This window comes from Achromobacter sp. RW408, from assembly GCF_003184165.1.
Taxonomy (GTDB): Bacteria; Pseudomonadota; Gammaproteobacteria; order Burkholderiales; family Burkholderiaceae_B; genus Achromobacter; species Achromobacter xylosoxidans.
Map to the genome: position 1 here is coordinate 578,995 of NZ_QHHO01000047.1, position 19,651 is coordinate 598,645.

Annotated in this window: 15 protein-coding genes; 7 read left to right on the plus strand and 8 right to left on the minus strand. The window is 70.2% G+C overall.

Going from position 1 to position 19,651, the window contains the following annotated elements; all coding sequences use genetic code 11:
- Positions 1–3 precede the first annotated feature (3 nt).
- Genes DK459_RS18795 through DK459_RS18825 form a run of 7 tightly spaced genes read left to right on the plus strand, consistent with a single transcriptional unit; the run spans position 4 to position 7,357 of the window.
- The gene (locus tag DK459_RS18795; protein WP_110134973.1) at positions 4–1,125 is read left to right on the plus strand and encodes an ABC transporter ATP-binding protein; all 1,122 of its coding nucleotides are present in this window, start codon (positions 4–6) and stop codon (positions 1,123–1,125) included.
- Positions 1,122–2,066 (plus strand): carbohydrate ABC transporter permease, encoded by a 945-nt coding sequence (locus tag DK459_RS18800; RefSeq protein WP_233256824.1) that lies wholly within the window; start codon positions 1,122–1,124, stop codon positions 2,064–2,066. The genes DK459_RS18795 and DK459_RS18800 overlap by 4 nt, the downstream gene beginning before the upstream one ends.
- The gene (locus DK459_RS18805; RefSeq protein ID WP_054473506.1) at positions 2,056–2,955 is read left to right on the plus strand and encodes a carbohydrate ABC transporter permease; all 900 of its coding nucleotides are present in this window, start codon (positions 2,056–2,058) and stop codon (positions 2,953–2,955) included. The genes DK459_RS18800 and DK459_RS18805 overlap by 11 nt, the downstream gene beginning before the upstream one ends.
- A 9-nt stretch (positions 2,956–2,964) precedes the next feature.
- Positions 2,965–3,894 carry a hypothetical protein gene (locus DK459_RS18810; protein WP_054483583.1) on the plus strand — a complete coding sequence of 310 codons (930 nt, stop codon included), beginning with the start codon at positions 2,965–2,967 and terminating at the stop codon, positions 3,892–3,894.
- Positions 3,881–4,546, plus strand: a complete 666-nt coding sequence (locus DK459_RS18815) for a TetR/AcrR family transcriptional regulator (RefSeq protein ID WP_024067639.1) — start codon at positions 3,881–3,883, stop codon at positions 4,544–4,546. The genes DK459_RS18810 and DK459_RS18815 overlap by 14 nt, the downstream gene beginning before the upstream one ends.
- A gap of 7 nt (positions 4,547–4,553) precedes the next feature.
- Complete coding sequence (locus DK459_RS18820) at positions 4,554–6,053, plus strand: amidohydrolase family protein (protein WP_054443780.1); 1,500 nt, start codon at positions 4,554–4,556, stop codon at positions 6,051–6,053.
- 50 nt (positions 6,054–6,103) lie between these two features.
- Positions 6,104–7,357: a D-amino acid dehydrogenase gene (locus DK459_RS18825; protein ID WP_060720755.1), complete on the plus strand. Its 1,254-nt coding sequence runs from the start codon at positions 6,104–6,106 to the stop codon at positions 7,355–7,357.
- Between the two features lie 73 nt (positions 7,358–7,430).
- On the opposite strand, the gene DK459_RS18830 is transcribed toward DK459_RS18825, so the two are convergent.
- The 8 genes from DK459_RS18830 to DK459_RS18865 all read right to left on the minus strand — a co-directional run.
- A complete protein-coding gene (locus DK459_RS18830) occupies positions 7,431–8,429 on the minus strand; it encodes a tripartite tricarboxylate transporter substrate binding protein (protein WP_006386946.1) in 999 nt (332 codons plus the stop codon).
- Positions 8,430–8,638: 209 nt separating this feature from the next.
- The gene (locus DK459_RS18835; RefSeq protein ID WP_233256825.1) at positions 8,639–10,213 is read right to left on the minus strand and encodes an efflux transporter outer membrane subunit; all 1,575 of its coding nucleotides are present in this window, start codon (positions 10,211–10,213) and stop codon (positions 8,639–8,641) included.
- Positions 10,210–13,320 (minus strand): multidrug efflux RND transporter permease subunit, encoded by a 3,111-nt coding sequence (locus DK459_RS18840; protein WP_054499560.1) that lies wholly within the window; start codon positions 13,318–13,320, stop codon positions 10,210–10,212. Before DK459_RS18840 ends, DK459_RS18835 begins: the two co-directional genes overlap by 4 nt.
- Entirely contained in the window at positions 13,317–16,415 is a 3,099-nt protein-coding gene (locus tag DK459_RS18845; RefSeq protein WP_006386943.1) for an MdtB/MuxB family multidrug efflux RND transporter permease subunit, read from the minus strand. Before DK459_RS18845 ends, DK459_RS18840 begins: the two co-directional genes overlap by 4 nt.
- A 15-nt stretch (positions 16,416–16,430) precedes the next feature.
- Positions 16,431–17,708: an MdtA/MuxA family multidrug efflux RND transporter periplasmic adaptor subunit gene (locus tag DK459_RS18850; RefSeq protein ID WP_049054122.1), complete on the minus strand. Its 1,278-nt coding sequence runs from the start codon at positions 17,706–17,708 to the stop codon at positions 16,431–16,433.
- Between the two features lie 136 nt (positions 17,709–17,844).
- Positions 17,845–18,597 (minus strand): cell division protein ZapD, encoded by a 753-nt coding sequence (gene zapD, locus DK459_RS18855; protein ID WP_026383627.1) that lies wholly within the window; start codon positions 18,595–18,597, stop codon positions 17,845–17,847.
- Between the two features lie 42 nt (positions 18,598–18,639).
- On the minus strand, positions 18,640–19,287 hold the full coding sequence (coaE, locus tag DK459_RS18860; protein ID WP_006386940.1) for a dephospho-CoA kinase: 648 nt from the start codon (positions 19,285–19,287) through the stop codon (positions 18,640–18,642).
- Between the two features lie 73 nt (positions 19,288–19,360).
- On the minus strand, positions 19,361–19,651 hold a 291-nt coding region (locus tag DK459_RS18865), incomplete at its 5' end, for an A24 family peptidase (RefSeq protein WP_146221906.1).

Consider the following 19,651-nt stretch of genomic DNA (forward strand, 5'->3'; position numbering starts at 1 on the left):
GACATGGCCAGCGTCTCCCTGCAAGGCATCGAGAAGTCATATACCCACTTCCAGGCAGTGCGCTCGCTCGACCTGGACATCCGCGACGGCGAATTCGTGGTGCTGCTGGGGCCATCGGGCTGCGGCAAGACCACCACGCTGAACATGATCGCCGGCCTGGACACGCCCACCGGCGGCCAGATCCGCATCGACGACCGGCGCGTGGACCAGGTGCCGCCGCATCGGCGCAACGTGGCCATGGTGTTCCAGAGCATCGCGCTGTATCCGCACATGACGGTGCGCGAGAACATCGGCTTTCCGCTGCGCATGCAGAAGCTGCCGGCCGCCGAAGTGCGCGGCAAGGTCGAGCGGGCGGCCGCGCTGCTGCGGGTGGAATCGATGCTGGACCGCAAGCCCTACCAGCTGTCGGGCGGGCAGCGCCAGCGCGTGGCCATCGGCCGCGCGGTGGTGCGCGACCCCGACCTGTTCCTGTTCGACGAGCCGCTGTCCAGCCTGGACGCCAAGCTGCGCACCGACATGCGGGTCGAGCTCAAGCGCCTGCACCGCAGCCTGAACGCGACCTTCATCTACGTCACCCACGACCAGGTCGAGGCCATGACGCTGGCGGACCGCATCGCCGTCATGTCGGGCGGCAACCTGCTGCAGTTCGCCGACCCGGACACCATCTACCGTCGCCCCGCGACCATGGAAGTGGCGGACTTCATCGGCAACCCCGGCATGAACTTCCTGCGCGGCACGCTGGAGACGCACGACGGCGCGCCGGCGCTGCGCACCACGGGCGGCGCCTATCCGCTGCCCGCCGCGCTGGCGGCCGCCGCGCGCCGGCTGCCGGCGGGCAGCCAGGCGGCGATCGGCATCCGCCCCGAGGCCATGGCGCCGGCGCCGCTGGCCGGCGACGGCCTGTTGCTGCAAGGCCAGGTGTGGGCGGTGGAGCCGGTCGGATCGGACCAGTTCGTCGACATCATCACCGCCGGCGAGGACGGCCCGCGCCTGCGCGCCCGCCTGTCGCCGGAACGGCGCTACGAAGTCGGCGCGCCGATCGCGCTGGCGCTGCCCGCGGCCCGCCTCTACCTGTTCGACGCCACCGGCCTGCGGGTCCATGGCGGCGAGGAGCCGCGCGCATGAGCGCCGCCAGCCTGCCGCGCGCGTCCGTGCCGCTGCCCGCCCCCGGCGGCAAGGAGATGTCGGACCTGGGCTTCGCGCTCACGGTGATCATCGCGGTGTACGCGCTCAACACCCTCATCATCGGCGTGCCGCTGGGCTATTCATTCTGGCTCAGCCTGCACGACACCAACGCGATACTGCGGACCCAGGAATTCGTCGGCGCCGACCTGTATGCCGAGGTGCTGTCCGACAACGCCGTCACCGACGCCATCTGGCGCAGCCTGGGCTTCGTGGCGATGTGCGTGGCCGGCTCGTTCGTGGCGGCGCTGGGCATCGCCCTGGTGCTGAACGAGGACATGCCGCTGCGCGGCCTGGTGCGCGGCCTGGCGTTGCTGCCGTGGGCCATGTCGCAGGTGGTGACGGCGACGGTGTTCTCGTTCCTGCTCAACCCCAGCTTCGGCGCGCTCACGGGACTGCTGGCGCCGCTCGGACTGGCCGGGCCGGGGACGGTATGGCTGAGCAGCGACTGGGCCCTGTTCTGGGTGGCGCTGGCCTTCGTCTGGCACGTCGCGCCGCTGGGCAGCTTCTTCTACCTGGCGGCGCTGCAGACCATTCCGCGCGACCTGTACCGCGCCGCGCGGGTGGACGGCGCCGGTCCGCTGGCGCGCTTGCGGCACATCACGTTGCCGCACCTGAAGCACACCACGCTGATCGTGCTGGTGGTGATGACGGTGGAGGCCGTGCGCCAGTTCGACCTGCTGTTTTCGCTGACGCGCGGCGGGCCCGGCACGTCGACGCAGATCCTGCCGCTGCTGATCTTCCGCTACAACTTCGAGTTCTCGAAGTACGGCCTGGCCTCGGCCGCCGCGTTCCTGCTGACGGTGCTGTCGCTGCTGCTGGCCACCGCCTACTTCATGCTGATCCGCAAGAAGCGCCCGCAAGGAGGCAACCATGCGCAATGACGCGGCCCGCGTGGCCGGCGAAGGCTGGCGTCCCTGGCTGGTGGGCGCGGGCGTGGCCCTGGTGGCGTTCTGGTGCCTGTTCCCGCTGTACTGGACGCTGAAGGCCTCGTTCATGGACGAGTCGGCCATCATCATGGGCGTGGCGCACCATGCGGGCGGCTACACCTTCGAGAACTACCTGCGGGTGCTGGGCCTGTCCAGTTCCGATTCGATCTTCGGCGGCCAGACCCGCGCCATCATGGCCGGCTTCGTCAACAGCGCGCTGGTGGCGCTGCCGGCCGCGGCCGCCGGCACCGCCATCGCCACGCTGGCCGGCTACGTGCTGGGGCGCTTCGAGTTTCCGTTCAAGGGACCGCTGCTGTACGTGCTGCTGGCCTCGCGCACACTGCCGCCGATCGCGCTGCTGATTCCTTACTACGTGTTCTTCGCCGCCATCGGCCTGGCCGGCAGCCTGCTCGGGCTGTGGATCGTCTACCTGACCGCCGTGATCCCGCTGCTGTCGTGGGTGCTGATGGGCTATTTCGCCTCGCTGCCGGTCGAGATCGAACGGGCCGCGCGCATGGACGGCTGCACCCGCTGGCAGATGCTGCGGCACGTGACGCTGCCGATGGCGCTGCCGGGCATCGCGGCGGCCTTCATCATCGCCTTCCTGGTGGGCTGGAACGACCTGCTGTTCGCCATCGTGCTGACCGGCGGCACCTCGGCGCAGACGCTGTCAGCGGCGCTGCTGGGCCTGTCGCCGCTGATGCCGGGCTTTCGCGCCGACCTGGGGCTGTTCGCCGCCGCCAGCATGCTGGCCGCCCTGCCGCCGCTGGCGCTGGCCATGCTGTTCCAGCGCTTCATCACCAACCTGAACATCGTCGATCCCGTGACGAGCAACACGGACTAGGAACCAGGCATGACCATCGGCATCGCGGCTTACGGACCGAACGCCGGCGCGGCGGTACGCGCCGCCGCCCTGGGCGCCGAGCTGCTGGGACACGGCGCCATCGGCGGCTTCGCCGTGTTCGCGGTGCTGGACGAGCAGGGCCGCGCGCGGCACGCGACCGTCCAGCGCGGCGGCGTGACCGCGCTGGACCTGCCGCCGGATTGGCTGCGGGCGCGCCATGCCGCCCTGATCGAAAGCGGCCCCGACCGCCCCGAACCGCTGGCGCAGTTCCTGCCCGGCGCCGACGGCGTCGGCCTGGTGACCGGCCACCGCCTGCCCAACCGGCCCGGCGCCGACGGCGTGCCGCTGAACCAGGCCGTGCTGCGACGCCTGGCGGCGGGCGAGGCCGCGGGGGTCGCCGTGGCCGAGGTGCTGCGGGCCCATCCGGAAGTCGACGCCGGCCTGATCGCGCTGTCCGCGGCGGGCCAACTGGCCTGGGGCAACAGCGCCCGCGTGGCGCGCCGGCCCGACCAGGGACAGGCCTGGCGCGACGACGGCGCCTGCCGGCTGGCGGTCCTGCACAATTCGATCTTCCCCTGCCCGCCCCTGGCCGAGGCCATGGCCGATCTGGCCTGGCACCTGCTGGCCGGCGGCGTCGGCGCCTACCGCGCCCTGAGCCTGCGCGCGCCCGTGGCCATCAGCGCCGGCCCGCGCGACCGGGTGCTGGTGGACGACCGCCTGCGCGTCACCGGCATCGAACAGGCCGATCCGTCGCTGCCGGCGACGCGGCGGCGCGCCAATGCCGTCTACCTGGGCAGCGAAGTCTGGCAAGATGGCAGGCATATCGGCCATACCGTCAGCGAACTGGTTGTGGACATGGCCGACGGTCGGGTGTCCGGTCTGCCGGACCCCGCCCGCTCCCTCCTCATCATGAAGGAACCGGCCAATGTCCCGACGTGAGAATACCGAGCGCCAGATACTGCAGGCCCTGGAAGACCAGATCAAGGAAACCGGCATGGGCGGCGTGGGCATCAACGCCATCGCCAAGCGCGCCGGCGTCAGCAAGGAACTGATCTACCGCTATTTCGACGGCATGCCTGGCCTGATGCTGGCCTGGATGCAGGAACAGGATTTCTGGACCCGCAACCCCGGCCTGCTGGCGGCCGACGAATCCAGCCAGCGCAGCCCCGGCGAACTGGTGCTGTCGATGCTGCGCGCGCAGATCGACGCGCTGGCCGGCAACGAGACGCTGCGCGAGGTGCGGCGCTGGGAACTGATCGAACGCAACGAGGTGTCCGCGCCGCTGGCCGAACGCCGCGAACGCGCCGCGCGCGGCTTCATCGACCGCGTCGACGGCCTGACCGACGACATGGACGCGCCCGCCGTGGTCAGCGTGATGCTGGCGGGCGTGCTGTACCTGATGCTGCGCGCCAAGACCGAAAGCCACTTCCTGGGCGTGCCGCTGCGCACGCAGGAAGGCTGGGACCGCATCAATGGCGCGCTCGAACACCTGGTCAAGCACGGCTTTCCCGACTCGCTCAACCAAGAATCCCTGGCCAACCTGGAAGCGCGCCGCAAGAAACCCCGGCCGCCCGCCGACACCGAGACCTGACACCCCCATGCCCGCGCAACCCGACCCGCAGGAATACGACCTCATCATCAGCGGCGGCCTGATCGCCGACGGCCTGGGCGGCCCCGCGCGCCGCGCCGACGTGGCGATCAACGGCGAACGCATCGCCGCCATCGGCGACGGCTCGGGCTGGCGGGCGCGGCGCCGCATCGACGCGAGCGGCCGGGTGGTGGCGCCGGGCTTCATCGACTGCCACACCCACGATGACCGCGCCCTGCTCGGCTCGCCGCTGATGCGGCCCAAGGTCAGCCAGGGCGTCACCACCGTGGTCACCGGCAACTGCGGCATCAGCCTGGCGCCCGTGCACGCGCCCGGCGATACGGTGCCGCCGCCATTGAACCTGCTGGCGCAGCACACCGGCGAACTGTACGCCCGCATGCAGGACTACGCCGCGGCCCTCGACGCCAGCCCGGCGGCGGTCAACAGCCTGGCGCTGGTGGGCCATTCCAGCCTGCGGGTGTCGGCCATGGAGCGCCTGGACCGCCCCGCCGACAAGCGCGAGATCGCCGCCATGCGCCATGCGCTGGACCAGGCCATGGCCGCCGGCGCGGCGGGCCTGTCCACCGGCCTGTACTACCCCACCGCGATGCACGCCAGCACCGAAGAGGTGATCGGGGTGGCCGAGCCGCTGGCGTCCTGGCAGGGCCTGTACACCACCCACCTGCGCGACGAGGCCGACCACGTCTGCGACGCCATGGAAGAAGCCTTCCTGATCGGCCGCGCCGCCGACGTGCCGGCGATCCTGTCGCACCACAAGGTCACCGGCAAGCACAACCACGGCCGCACCGCCGAAACGCTGGCGCTGTTCGACCGCGCCCGCGCCGACCAGCCGCTGGGCATGGACGTCTACCCCTACGCCGCCTCGTCCACCATCCTGGAGCCGCGCCGCGTGCCGGCCGGCGAAAAGATCATCGTCACCTGGTCGCAGACGCGGCCCGAGATCCAGGGCGTGGACCTGCGCGAACTGGCGGCGCGCGAGGGCAAGGATCCGCAGCGGCTGGCCGAGGAACTGTCGCCCGGCGGCGCCATCTACTTCTCGATGGACGAGGACGACGTCAAGCGCGTCATCGGCCATGGCAGCGTGATGATCGGCTCCGACGGCCTGCCGCACGACCAGCGGCCGCATCCGCGCCTGTGGGGCGCGTTCTCGCGGGTGCTGGGGCGCTACGTGCGCGAGATGCGGGTGCTGGGCATGGAAGAGGCGATCCGCCGCATGACCAGCCTGACGGCGGCCCAGTTCGGCCTGCGCGACCGCGGCGTGCTGCGCGCCGGCTGTTATGCCGACGTGGTGGTGTTCGACCCGGCCGTGGTGGCCGACCTGGCCACCTTCGCCGAACCGCTGCAACCGTCCGCCGGCATCCAGGCGGTGCTGGTCAACGGCCAATTGGTGGAAGAAGGCGGCGCGCCCACCGGCGCCCGGCCCGGCCGCCTGCTGCGCGGCGCGGAACGCGCCGCGCCCGGTTTCGAGACGCCCGCCTGGGCTGCCTGAACCCCGCCATCCGGCGTCGTCGGCGCACGCCGCCCCTTTTCCGGAGCATCATGCACACAATCGTCATCGGCGCGGGCGTGGTCGGCATGGCCACCGCCTACTACCTGCATCGCGAGGGCCATCGGGTCAGCGTGGTCGACGCCAGCCCGGGCCCGGGCCTGGCCACCAGCCGGGCCAACGGCGCCCAGCTCAGCTACAGCTTCGTCGCGCCGCTGGCCGACCCCGCCGTGCTGCCCAAGCTGCCGGCCTGGCTGCTGGGGCGCGACACGCCGCTGCGCTGGCGGCCGCGGCTGGATCCGGCGCAATGGCGCTGGTGCCTGGACTTCCTGCGCGCCTGCACCCGCGGCAAGAGCCGCGCCACCACGCGCGAACTGCTGGCGCTGGGCCTCTACAGCCGTCAGTGCGTGCACGAGCTGGTCGGCCGCGAGCGGCCCGATTTCGATTTCAGTTCGCGCGGCAAGCTGCTGGTGTACCAGGACGCCGCCGCCTATGGCCGCGCGCTGGCGCAGATGGACTACCAGGCCACGCTCGGTTGCGAGCAGCGCGCGCTGGACCGCCAGGCCTGCCTGGACCTGGAACCGGCGCTGGCCGACATCGGCGCCAGCATCGCCGGCGCCATCTACACGCCGACCGAGGATGCCGGCGACTGCCTGCGCCTGTGCACGGAACTGGAGCGGCTGCTGCGCGCCACGCCCGGCCCGGTGGACTTTCACTTCGACACGCCGGTCACGGCGCTGCGCGGCGAGAACGGCCGCATCGTCGCGCTGGACACGCCGCGGGGCGAGCTGCGGGCCGACAACTACGTGCTGGCCGGCGGCATAGGCGCCCAGGCGCTGGCGCGCCGCATCGGACTGGACCTGCGCATCTATCCGCTCAAGGGCTACAGCCTGACCTACACCCTGACGGCCGACAGCGTCGCGCCGATGTCGAGCATCAGCGATATCGGCCGCAAGGTCGTCTATGCGCGGCTGGGGCAGCGGCTGCGGGTCGCGGGCATGGTCGATATCGGCGCCGCCGATGCGGCCGTCGACCGGCTGCGCACCGGCAGCCTGGAGGCGGACGTGGCGCGCTTCTTCCCGCGCCTGAATCCCGCTGGCGCGCCGCAGCCCTGGGCCGGCCTGCGCCCCGCGCGTCCCGATGGCAAACCGCTGATCGGCGCCACGCCGTGGCGCAATCTGTGGCTGAACGCCGGGCATGGCGGCCTGGGTTTCACGCTGGCAGCGGGCAGCGCTCGGATGCTGGTGGACCTGATGCGCGGGCGCCGCCCCGCCGTCGATCCGGCGGCATTCGCGCTGGCCGCCTGAAGGCCCGTCCCGGCCTCGCACCGCCGGCGCTTCAGGCCGGCGCTTGCGGAAGATCGCGGCCGGCCTGGCCGCCTCAGTCCGCCTTGATGCCGCGGCTCTGGATCAGCTTGCCCCACTTGTCACGCTCCTTCACCTCGAAGGCCGCCAGATCCGCACCGAACAGGTTGCCCGGGGTGGCGCCGCCTTGCGCCAGCGACTGCTTCAGGGCCGGCGATTGCAGCGCCTGCTTCATCGCCGCGATCAGCTTGTCGACCACCGGCGCCGGCGTGCCGCGCGGCGCATACAGGCCCGACCATGCGGTGACTTCGAAACCGGGCAGGCCGGCTTCGGCCATGGTGGGCAGGTCGGGCGCGGCGGGGCTGCGCTCGGCCGACGTGACCGCGATGCCCCGCAGGCGGTCGCCCGACTTGAGCGCGGCCATCGAGCTGGGCAGGTTGTCCATCAGGATGTCGACCTGGCCGCCGATCACCGCGGGAATCGCCGCCGACGAGCCCTTGAATGGCACGTGCAGCATCTGCAGGCCGGCCATCGACTCGAAATAGGCGCCGGTCAGGTGCACCGACGAACCGATGCCGGGCGAGGCGTAGGAATACTTGCCCGGGTCTTTCTTCACCGCGGCCATGACGTCCTGCAGCGTGCGCCACGGCGAGCCGGCCGCGACCGCCATCACGTTGGGCGTGGACGCGATCATGCCCAGCGGCACCAGGTCGGTGGCGGGATTGAAGCCGATGTTGCTGTAGAGGAACTGGTTGACGCTCTGGGTGCCGACCGAACCCAGCACGATGGTGTAGCCGTCCGGCTGGGCGCGGGCCGCGGCGGCCACGCCCAGGTTGCCGGCGGCGCCCGGCTTGTTCTCGACCACGATGGACTGGCCCAGCGCCGGCCGCATGTGCTCGGCGATGGTGCGCGCGAAGATATCGGTGGTGCCGCCGGGCGGGAACGGCACGATCAGCGTAATGGGCCGCTGCGGCCACGTTGCCGCGGCCGCCGGCGCGGCCATGCCTGCCGCCATCGCGATCACGCCGGCGCACGCCGCGGCGGCGCCGGTCCCTGCACGAAACAACCTGCCCATCCTCTTTCCCCTTCGTGTGAAGTGTTCGATTGATCAAACGGAATCGGGTGCATCGGTACTTCGCGGTTCGACGCGGCCGGCCTCGCCATGGGCGGGGTGTCGCATCGTGGGCTGACGCCCGACGTGACCGTACGGTCACTTTTTCCGCATTAGGAACCCGGGGCCCCGGCTTGTCAATCGGGAGAAGGAGGAGTCGGGCGTTATCCCTACTAAGGTTGGCTGGCCGGCTGCGCGCCGGCCGGCGCCACGCTCTGGCCCGCGCCCGGCCGATCGCCGGCCATCGGCGCGCCAGCGGCCTGGCCGCCGGCCGCGGCGCCGCCCTGCGCCGGCGCCAGCCCCTGCCAGCCTCCGCCCAGCGCGACGATCAGGTTGACGCTGGCAATCAGGCGGTTGCCGTACAGGCTGAGCGCGCTGCGCTCATTGCTGAGCGCGGTGGCGTCGACCACCGCCACGCTCAAGTAATCGACCAGCCCGGCCTTGTACTGGTTCTGCATCAGCCGCAGCGATTCGCGCGCCGATTCCAATGCGCGGCGCTGCACCGTCTGTTCGTTTTCCATCACCCGCAGCTGGATCAGATAGTCCTCGACCTCGCGCAATCCTGTCAGCGCCGCCTGCCGGTACGCGGCCGCCTGCGCATCGTAGGATGCGCGCGCCTGCTCGACCTGCGCCTGGCGCGCGCCGCCATCGAAAATCGTCAACGCCAGCGCCGGCCCCAGCGACCAGAAGCGCGCCGGCGCGGTCAGCAGCTCGGCGAACTGGCCGTTGCGAAAGCCCCCGTCGGCGGACAGGGTCAGGCTGGGGAACCAGGCCGCCTGCGCCACGCCGATCTGCGCATTGGCGGCGGCGGCGCGGCGCTCGGCGGCGGCCACGTCGGGACGGCGCTCCAGCAGCTCGGACGGCAGGCCCACCGGAATCTGCGGCAGTTGCAGCGAGAACGGCGCCGGCGGCAGGCTGAAGCGCGACGGCGCCTGGCCCATCAGCACCGCGATGGCATGTTCGTACTGGCCGCGCTGCCAGTCCAGGTCGATCGACTGCGCGCGCGTGCTTTCGACCTGGGTGCGCGCCACCGCCACGTCCGACTGCCCCGCCACGCCAACGTTGTAGCGGTTCTGCGTCAGCTGCAGCGACTTCTCGTAGGCCGCCACGGTGGCGTCCAGCAGGCGCTTCTGCTCATCCAGCACGCGCAATTGCAGATAGGCCTGCACCAGGGCGGCCTGCGCGCTCAGGCGCGTGGCGGCCAGATCAGCCAGGCTGGCCGCGGCGCTGGCCTCGGAAGACTCGACGCTGCGGCGCACCCGCCCCCACACATCCAGCTCCCAACTGACGTTGCCCGTCAGCGAGTACTGGTTGGACACATTGCCGCCGCCGGCCGACGAGGACGACGAACCGTTGCCGCCGCTGCCCGAGCGCGTCAGGCCGGCGCCCGCGCCCACCGTGGGGAAGAACCCGGCGCGCGCGCCACGCACCAGCCCCAACGCCTGCCGGTAGTTGGCCTCGGCCTGGGCGATGGTCTGGTTGGACGCATTCAGGTTGTCCACCAGTCCGTTGAGCGTGGCGTCGTCGTAGACGCGCCACCATTGTCCGCGGTCGACGTCGTCGCGCGGTTCGGCCCGCTTCCAGCCTGGCACCTCGACCTGTCCTTCCTTGTAGGCCGCGCCCACGTCCAGCGCGGGGCGCTGGTAGTCGGGGCCGACGGCGCAGGCGGCCAGCGCCGCGCACAGCGCCAGCGTCAGGCCGGCGCGCGGCAGGAATGCGTGGGGGAAAAGCTTGGCGTTGCGGATCATGGTTGTTCTATCGAAGCGGCCCCGCCGCGCCGGGCGCGCCCGCGCGCGGCCCAGAGGCGGAAGCGGTCAAGGTAAAGATAGACCACGGGCGTGGTGTACAGCGTGAGAATCTGGCTCAGCACCAGCCCGCCCACGATGGTGATGCCCAGCGGCTGGCGCATCTCGACGCCGGCGCCGGTGGCCAGCACCAGCGGCAAGGCGCCGAATATGGCGGCCATGGTGGTCATCATGATGGGGCGGAACCGTGTCAGGCAGGCCTGGAAGATGGCTTCGCGCGGCGCCATGTGCTGGTTGCGCTCGGCCTCCAGCGCGAAGTCCACCATCATGATGGCGTTTTTCTTGACGATGCCGATCAGCAGGAACACCCCGATCAGCGCGATCAGCGTGAAATCGGTGCGCACCAGCAGCAGGGCCAGCAGCGCGCCCAGCCCGGCCGACGGCAGCGTCGACAGGATCGTCAGCGGATGCACGAAGCTCTCGTACAGGATGCCCAGCACGATGTACATCGTGACCAGCGCCGCCAGGATCAGCCAGGGCTGCTGCGCCAGCGTCTGCTGCAGCACCGCGGCCGTGCCCTGGAAGCCGGCCTGGATCTGATCCGACGGCAGGCCGATGCGCGCCACCGCCGCGTCGATGGCGGCGGTGGCCTGGCCCAGCGACACGCCCGGCGCCAGGCTGAACGACACCGTGTCGGCCACGAACAGGCCCTGATGCTGCACGCTCAGCGGCGCGTTGGCGTTCTCGAAGCGGGCGAAGGCCGCCATCGGCACCCGCGCGCCGGTCGAGGTGATGACCTCGACCTGCTTGAGCGACTCGATGTCCTGCGCGAACCTCTGGTCCACCCCCAACACCACGTGGTACTGGTTCAGCGGTCCGTACATCACCGACACCTGGCGCTGGCTGAAGGAATTGTTCAGCACCGTGGAAATGGTGGCCATGCTCACGCCCAGCCGCGTGGCGGCGTCGCGGTCGATCACCAGGTTGATTTCGCGGCCCTTGTCCTCGACGTCGGTATCGACGTCGGTGATCTCGGGCACCTTCGCCATGGCCTGCTGCACCTTGGGCATCCAGGCGCGCAGCAATTGCAGGTCGCCGGACATCAGGGTGTAGTCATACGAGCCCTGGCTCTGGCGGCCGCCGACCCGGATGTCCTGCTGCGCCACCAGGAACATGCGCGCGCCCGGCATGTTCTGCAATCGCGCCCGCAGCCGGTTGATGACCTGGTCGGCCGATACCTTGCGTTCCCCCAGCGGCTTGAGCTGGATCTGCATGAAGCTGCTGTTGCTGCCGCCGCGCCCGCCCGCGTAGCCGGTCATGCTCTGCACCGCCGGATCGGCCAGCACCACCTTGCGCAGCGCTTCCAGCTTGGGCACCGTGGCCTGGAACGAGGTGCCCTGGTCCACCCGGAAAAAGCCCAGCAGCTGGCCGGTGTCCTGCTGCGGGAAGAAGCCCTTGGGCACGACGGTGTACAGGTACACGTTCAGGCCGACCGCCGCCGCCAGCACCAGCATCATCAGCCGGCCATGGGCCAGCGCCCACGCCAGGCTGCGGCGGTAGCCGTCCTGCATCCAGTCGAAGCCGCGTTCCGCCCAGCGCGCCAGCCGGCCGGGCGGCTTCGGTTCCTTGGGCTCGGCCTTGAGCAGGCGCGCGCACATCATCGGCGTCAGCGTCAGCGACACCACCAGCGACACCATGATGGAGGCCGACAGCGTCACCGCGAATTCCCGGAACAGCCGTCCCGCCACCCCGCCCATCAGCAGGATCGGGATGAATACCGCCACCAGCGACAGGCTCATCGACAGCACCGTGAAGCCCACCTCGCGCGAGCCGCGCAGCGCCGCCCGCATCGGCGACATGCCGTTCTCGACGTGCCGCATGATGTTCTCCAGCACCACGATGGCATCGTCCACCACGAAGCCGGTGGCCACGATCAGCGCCATCAGCGAAATGGTGTTGAGCGTGAACCCGCACAGATACATGATGCAGAAGGTGCCGATCAGCGACACCGGCACCGCGACGCTGGGAATGATGGCCGCGCGCCAGCGCCGCAGGAACAGCAACACCACCAGCACCACCAGGCCCACCGCGATGATCAGCGTCAGCTCGGCCTCGTGCAGCGAGGCGCGGATGCTGGGGGTGCGGTCCTGCGCCACGGTCAGCTGCACGTCGGCCGGCATCAGCGCCAGCAGCGTCGGCAGTTGCGCGCGCACCGCGTCCACGGTCTCGATGATGTTGGCGTCGGCCTGGCGCCGCACGATCATCAGGATCGCGTTGCGCTGGTTGTAGAAACCGGTCTGGAACAGGTCCTCGACGGAGTCCTCGACCCTGGCCACGTCCGACACCCGCACCGGCGCGCCGTCGCGCCAGGCCACGATCAGCGGCCGGTATTGTTCGGCGCGGCTGAGCTGGTCGTTGACCATGATCTGCCAGTGGTACTGGTCGTTCTCCAGCACGCCCTTGGGCCGGTTGGCGTTGGCATTGGCCAGCGCCGTGCGCACCTCGTCCAGCGACACGCCGCGATTGGCCAGCGCGCCCGGCAGCACGGTCACGCGCACCGCCGGCAGCGAACTGCCGCCCACCGTGACCTCGCCCACGCCATCGACCTGCGCCAGCTTCTGCGCCACGATGGTCGAGGCCAGGTCGTACATCTGGCCCTGGCTGAGCGTATCGGACGTCATCGCCAGCGTCATGATCGGCGCGTCCGACGGATTGGACTTGTGGTACGTGGGGTTGCTGCGCAGGCTGGTGGGCAGCAGCGAGCGGGCGGCGTTGATGGCCGCCTGCACGTCGCGCGCGGCGCCGTTGATGTCGCGCGACAGGTCGAACTGCAGCGTCACGCGGGTCGAGCCCTGCGAGCTGCTGGAGGTCATCTCGGTCACGCCGGCGATGCTGCCCAGCGAACGCTCCAGCGGCGTGGCGACGCTGGACGCCATGGTCTCGGGGCTGGCGCCCGGCAGGCTGGCCGACACCGAGATGGTGGGAATGTCCATCTGCGGCAGCGGCGCCACCGGCAACAGGAAGAACGACAGCATGCCCGCCAGCACGACCGCCAGCGACAACAGCGTGGTCGCCACCGGCCGGACGATGAAGGGCGCCGACAGGATCACGGCGCGCTCCCGGCGCGCGCCTCGCGCATGCCGCGCCAGCGCCGCGACATGCGGTCGAACATCAGGTAGATCACGGGCGTGGTGAACAGCGTCAGCACCTGGCTCAGCAGCAGGCCGCCCACCATCACCAGGCCCAGCGGCTGGCGCAGCTCGGCGCCGGTGCCCGTGGACAGCATCAGCGGCAGCGCGCCGAACAACGCCGCCAGCGTGGTCATCAGGATCGGCCGGAAGCGCAGCAGCGCCGCCTCATGGATCGCCGCGCGCGGCGACAGGCCGCGCTTGCGCTCGGCGTCGAGCGCGAAGTCGATCATCATGATGGCGTTCTTCTTGACGATGCCGATCAGCAGGATGATGCCGATGATGCCGATCATGTCCAGCTCGGTGCCGCTGATCAGCAGCGCCAGCAGCGCCCCCACCCCGGCCGACGGCAGCGTCGACAGGATGGTGATCGGGTGGATATAGCTTTCGTACAGCACGCCCAGCACGATGTACATGGTGACGATGGCCGCCAGGATCAGCCACAGCGTGCTCGACAGCGAGTTCTGGAACGCCAGCGCCGCCCCCTGGAAGCGCGTCTCGACGCTGGCCGGCATGCCGATCTCGGCCTCGGCCGCGGTGATTGCCTCGACCGCGGCCGACAGCGACGCGCCCGGCGCCAGGTTGAACGACACCGTCACCATCGGGAACTGGTCCAGCCGGTTCACCGCCAGCACCGTCTTGCCCTCGGTGATGCGGGCGATGGACGACAGCGGCACCTGCGCGCCGGTCGAGGTCGGCACGTGGATCTGCCCCAGCGCGGCCGGGTTCATCTGGAACTGCGGCTGCACCTCCAGCACCACGCGGTACTGGTTCGACTGGGTGAAGATGGTCGAAATCAGGCGCTGGCCGAAAGCGTCGTACAGCGCCTCGTCCACCACGGAGGCGGTGATGCCCAGGCGCGAGGCGGCGTCGCGGTCGATCTCGACCCAGGTCTGCAGGCCGTCGTCCTGCAGGTCATCGGTCACGTCCTTCAGGCCCGGCACCTGGCGCAGCCGGTCGATCAGCTTGGGCGTCCATTCGCTCAGCACCTTCAGGTCCGGGTTGGACAGCGTCATCTGGTACTGCGTGCGGCTGACGCGGTCCTCGATGGTCAGGTCCTGCACCGGCTGCATGTAGACGGTCAGGCCGTCCTGCTTGCCGAAGGCTTGCTGCAGCCGCGCCATGACCGTGCGCAGGTCGCCGTTGCGCTCGGCCTGCGGCTTGAGCGCGATCTGCATGCGGCCGGCGCTGAGGGTGGCGTTGCTGCCGTCCACGCCGATGAAGGACGACACCGCCTGCACGTCCGGATCCTCCAGCGCCAGCCGCGCCGCCGCCTGCTGGCGCTCGGCCATGGCGGTGAACGAAATGGACTGCGGCGCCTGCGTGATGGCCTGGATCAGCCCGGTATCCTGCTGCGGGAAAAAGCCCTTGGGAACCAGGATGTACAACAGCACCGTCAGCGCGAAAGTGGCCAGGGCCACCAGCAACGTCAGCGGCTGATGGCGCAGCACCTTCTGCAGCATGCGGTCGTAGGCGGCGATGGTGCGGTCGATGAAGGCGCCGGTGACCTGGTGAAAGCGCCCGTGTTTCTGCTCGGATTCGGCGCGCAGCAGGCGCGCGCACATCATCGGCGTCAGCGTCAGCGACACCACCAGCGAAATCAGGATGGACACCGCCAGCGTGATGGCGAATTCGCGGAACAGCCGCCCCACCACCTCGGTCATGAACAGCAGCGGGATCAGCACCGCGATCAGCGAGAAGGTCAGCGAGATCAGCGTGAAACCGATCTGCTGCGCGCCCTTGAGCGCGGCCTGCAGCGGCGTCTCGCCCTCTTCGATGTGGCGGGCGATGTTCTCGATCATGACGATGGCGTCGTCCACCACGAAGCCGGTGGCGATGGTCAGCGCCATCAGCGTCAGGTTGTTGATGGAGAAGCCGGCCAGGTACATGATGCCGAAGGTGCCCACCAGCGACAGCGGCACCACCACGCTGGGAATCAGCGTCGCGGTCAGGCTGCGCAGGAACACGAAGGTCACCATCACCACCAGCGCCACCGCCAGCAGCATCTCGAACTGCACGTCGGCCACCGAATCGCGGATGGTCTGCGTGCGGTCGGACACCACCGCTACGTCCAGCGTGGCCGGCAGCGCCGCGCGCAGCTGCGGCAGCAGCGCCTGGATGCGGTTGACCACGTCGATGACGTTGGCGCCGGGCTGGCGCTGGATGTTCAGCAGGATGGCCGGCTTGTCGCCGGCCCAGGCGGCCTGGCGCGTGTCCTCGGCGCCCTCGACCGCGCGCGCCACGTCCGACAGGCGCAGCGGCGCGTTGTTCTTGTAGGCGATGATCAGGTCGTTGTAGTCGGTGGGCGACTTGAGCTGGTCATTGGCGTTGATGGTGGTCGAGCGCAGCGGCCCGTCCAGGTTGCCCTTGGGCTGGTTGACGTTGGCGCCCACCACGGCGGCGCGCAGGTCGGTCAGCCCCAGGCCATTGGCCGCCAGCGCCTGCGGATTGACCTGCACCCGCACGGCCGGACGCTGCCCGCCCGCCACGCTCACCAGGCCCACGCCGGGGATCTGGGACAGCTTCTGCGCCACCCGCGTATCGACCAGGTCGCGCACCTGCGGCAGCGGCATAGTGGGCGAGGTGATGGCCAGCGTCAGCACCGCCGCGTCGGCCGGGTTGACCTTGTTGTAGGTCGGCGGCACCGGCAGGTCGCTGGGCAGCAGGTTGGATGCCGCGTTGATGGCGGCCTGCACCTGCTGCTCGGCCACGTCCAGCGGCAGTGTCAGGTTGAACTGCATGGTGATGACCGAGGCGCCGCCCGAACTGGTCGACGACATCTGGTTCAGGCCCGGCATCTGGCCGAACTGCCGTTCCAGCGGCGAGGTCACCAGCGACGTCATCACGTCCGGGCTGGCGCCCGGATACAGCGTGGTCACCTGGATGGTGGGGTAGTCGACTTCGGGCAGCGCCGACACCGGCAGCATGCGGTAAGCAATGAAGCCCGCGATCAGGATGGCCACCATCGACAGCGTGGTGGCCACGGGCCGCAGGATGAACAGGCGCGACGGGCTCACGGGGCGGCCCCTCGATCAGCGCGTGGCGGGCGTGGTGCCCGCCGGCGCGCCCCCGCCCAGCGACTTGTCCTTGGCGGCGGGGATCACCTCGTCGCCGCCCACCACCTCGACCTTGGCGCCGGCGCGCAGGCGGTCGGTGCCCTCGGTGACGACGCGGTCGCCCGGCTGCAGGCCTTCGTTGACGGCCACCATGCCATTGTTGATGGCGCCCAGCTTGACCTGCCTGACCTGCACCGTGTTGTCCGGCTGCACCTGGAACACGAAGGCCCCGGCCGAACCCTGCTGCACCGCCGCCGTCGGGATCGCGGTCACGCCCTTGCGCGTCAGGACGTGCAGGCGCACGTTGACGAACTGGTTGGGAAACAGCGCGTCGTCCTGGTTGTCGAACCTGGCCTTGAGCTTGAGGGTGCCGGTGGTGACATCGATCTGGTTGTCCAGCGTCTCCAGCATGCCGGATGCGATGCGGCGGGTGTCGGCGCGGTCATAGGCTTCCACCGCCAGCGTGCGGCCCTCTGCCAGTTCGGCGCGCACTTCGGGCAATTGCGTCTCGGGCAGCGTGAACACCACCGAGATCGGCTGGGTCTGCGTGATCACCACCAGGCCGTTGGTGTCCGAACTGGACACCAGGTTGCCGCGGTCGACCTGGCGCAGGCCGAGGCGGCCGCTGATCGGCGCGGTGATGCGGGCGTAGTCCAGCTGCAGGCGGGCATTGTCGACATTGGCCTGGTCGCTCTTGATGGTGCCCTCGTACTGGCGCACCAGCGCGGCCTGGGTGTCGACCTGCTGCTTGGCGATCGAGTCCTGCTTGAACAGGGCCTGGTAGCGTTGCAGGTCGCGGCGCGCGTTTTCCAGCAGCGCCAGGTTCTGCATCTGGGTGCCGCGGGCCTGGTCCAGCGCCACCTGGAAGGCGCGCGGGTCGACCTGGGCCAGCAGGTCGCCGGCCTTGACCCGCTGCCCTTCCTGGAACGGCACGTCCACCAGTTCGCCGCTGACGCGGCTGCGCACCGTGACGGTGTTGTAGGCGGTGACGGTGCCGAGCGACTTGAGATAGATGTCGATGTCCTGCGTGACGGCGCTGGCCACCCGCACCGGCACCGCCATATTGGCCATCGCCGCGGCCATGTTGGGCCGCCCGCCCGCGCCCGGGCGTCCGCCGCCGGCGTTGCCTGGCGCGGTCGCGGGCCGCAGCGCCCACCAGGCGATGCCGGCCGCCACCAGCAAAAGCACCGCCAGCCCGATGATTCTGCGGCGGGTCCAGCGGGAAGGCGACGAAACGGGGCGGCTATCGGACATGGGAAACGGTTCCGGCACTGACGGAGAAAGCCGTATTGTGACCTAGACGGCCGACATTTCCGTCATTGACCGTTGCCGCTGAAATAGGCCGCAACAGGAATCGGGGCGGTATCGCCCCCCTGGCATTGCGCCAGGGTCAGGAGTTGCAGAGGGTCATCTGGAACGGGATGCTGCGGGCCACCTGCTGGGGCTTGAACTCGCCGTCCTGGGTCGAAAAGCGGATCCAGATCATGTACTTGTTGGCGCTGATCTCGGGGAACACGCCCTGGTCGGGGTCGATCCAGACGCGCAGCAGCTGGTATTGCTTGCCGCCCAGCATCTGCTGGTAAGCGCCCTGCTCGGCCACGATGTCGGCCTTGCGGCCGGATTCGCGCAACAGGCGCAGGGCCAGGGTCAGGCCGTCGTGCAGGGCAATGAAGGGCGCCAGCCAGGCCTGCAGGTCGGCGCAGCGCGCGGCCTCCGGCTTGTGCTGCCAGGCGTAGTACGACGGCATGTCGACCTGGGTGGCGCCGCCCGGCACCGACAGGCGGCCCCGCAGGCTGGTGAGCCATTCGTTCTCGCGCAGCGACTGGCCGGTCTTGCCGGGCGCCGCCAGGGCCGCCACCACTTTCTCGAGTTCGCGCAGCATGCCTTCGAGCGCGTCCTGCGCCACCCCGGGATGATCGCGCAACCCCACCAGCGCCACGCGCTGGCGTTCGAGATCCTGCAGCACCGCGCCTTTCACGTCGGTGCGTTCGCACACGTCGAGCAGATCGAACAGCGAACTGACCGCGACCTGGTGCTGCCGTGAATCCCCCTCGCGGGCAAAGAAGAACAACCTGTCGAACAGGTATTCAAGCCGCAGGTAAGCGCGAATGCGCTCATTGAAGGGATATTCGAAAACGATCACGCTGGTAAACAGGCCCATCGGAGGTCGGCCCGCGGGCCGAGATTATTCAGGGGTGCCGGCCAAGCCCGGGGCTTGCCGGCCCGTCGTGGCCGCCAGCGCCAGCCAGCGGTCATGCAGGGTCTTCGCCTGCGCGCGCAATTGTTCGGGTGATGTCGCGCCGCCATTGTCGATGACGTCGTCCGCGACTTCGAGCCGACTCGCCCGCGCAGCCTGTGCCGCCATGATACGCCGGATGGCTGAGTCCGTCAGCCCGCTGCGCGAACGCACGCGCGCCACCTGCGTTTCCGGATCGCAGTCGACCACGCAGATGCGGTCGACCCGGTCGCGCCAACGCGCGATCGACTCCACCAGCAGCGGCACCACGAATACCAGGTAGTGCCCGTGGGCGGCCTCGGCCTGGCGCTCGGTTTCCTGGCCGATGACCGGGTGCAGCACGGCTTCGAGGCGCTGGCGCACCCGTGGATCGGCAAAGGCGCGTTCACGCATCCAGTCGCGGTCGAGCGCGCCGGCAGGCGTCAAGGCGCCGGGCCCGAACTCGCGCTCGATGGCCGGCATCGCGGCGCCGCCGGCCGCCGTCAGCGCGCGCGCAATCTCGTCGGTGTCGACGACCGCCGCGCCCCATTCGCCCAGCATGTCGGCCACGCGCGACTTGCCGGAGCCGATGCCGCCGGTCAAACCAATCTTGAACATAGTCTTCATCCCTTCGCGGCCCTGCCTCGGCCGGTTCCGCGCATCGCCTCCTGCCGGGCGGCGCTTTGCGCGCTCAGTGCAGCAACCATCCCAGGCCCTGCTCCCCGCCCAGCAGCAGCACGGCCACGCCCGCCAGCGCCAGATAGGGGCCGAACGGCAGCGCCTGTCCCCGGCTGGCGCGGCCAGTGAGCGTCAATGCGCCGCCGACCACCACCCCCGCCACCGACGCGGCGAGCAGCAGCATCGGCAAGGCGCCGACGCCGAACCACGCGCCCAGCGCCGCCAGCAGCTTGAAATCGCCAAAGCCCATGCCCTCGCGTCCGGTCAGCAGGCGGAATGCATGAAAGATAACCCACAGGAACAC

What these genes read in the sequence shown, in the direction of transcription:
- DK459_RS18850 (WP_049054122.1), bottom strand. Translation starts at nt 17,708, where the DNA reads ATGTCCGATAGCCGCCCCGTTTCGTCGCCTTCCCGCTGGACCCGCCGC.
- DK459_RS18820 (WP_054443780.1), top strand. Translation starts at nt 4,554, where the DNA reads ATGCCCGCGCAACCCGACCCGCAGGAATACGACCTCATCATCAGCGGC.
- DK459_RS18835 (WP_233256825.1), bottom strand. Translation starts at nt 10,213, where the DNA reads ATGATCCGCAACGCCAAGCTTTTCCCCCACGCATTCCTGCCGCGCGCC.
- DK459_RS18800 (WP_233256824.1), top strand. Translation starts at nt 1,122, where the DNA reads ATGAGCGCCGCCAGCCTGCCGCGCGCGTCCGTGCCGCTGCCCGCCCCC.
- DK459_RS18805 (WP_054473506.1), top strand. Translation starts at nt 2,056, where the DNA reads ATGCGCAATGACGCGGCCCGCGTGGCCGGCGAAGGCTGGCGTCCCTGG.
- DK459_RS18830 (WP_006386946.1), bottom strand. Translation starts at nt 8,429, where the DNA reads ATGGGCAGGTTGTTTCGTGCAGGGACCGGCGCCGCCGCGGCGTGCGCC.
- DK459_RS18825 (WP_060720755.1), top strand. Translation starts at nt 6,104, where the DNA reads ATGCACACAATCGTCATCGGCGCGGGCGTGGTCGGCATGGCCACCGCC.
- DK459_RS18810 (WP_054483583.1), top strand. Translation starts at nt 2,965, where the DNA reads ATGACCATCGGCATCGCGGCTTACGGACCGAACGCCGGCGCGGCGGTA.
- coaE (WP_006386940.1), bottom strand. Translation starts at nt 19,287, where the DNA reads ATGTTCAAGATTGGTTTGACCGGCGGCATCGGCTCCGGCAAGTCGCGC.
- DK459_RS18795 (WP_110134973.1), top strand. Translation starts at nt 4, where the DNA reads ATGGCCAGCGTCTCCCTGCAAGGCATCGAGAAGTCATATACCCACTTC.
- DK459_RS18815 (WP_024067639.1), top strand. Translation starts at nt 3,881, where the DNA reads ATGTCCCGACGTGAGAATACCGAGCGCCAGATACTGCAGGCCCTGGAA.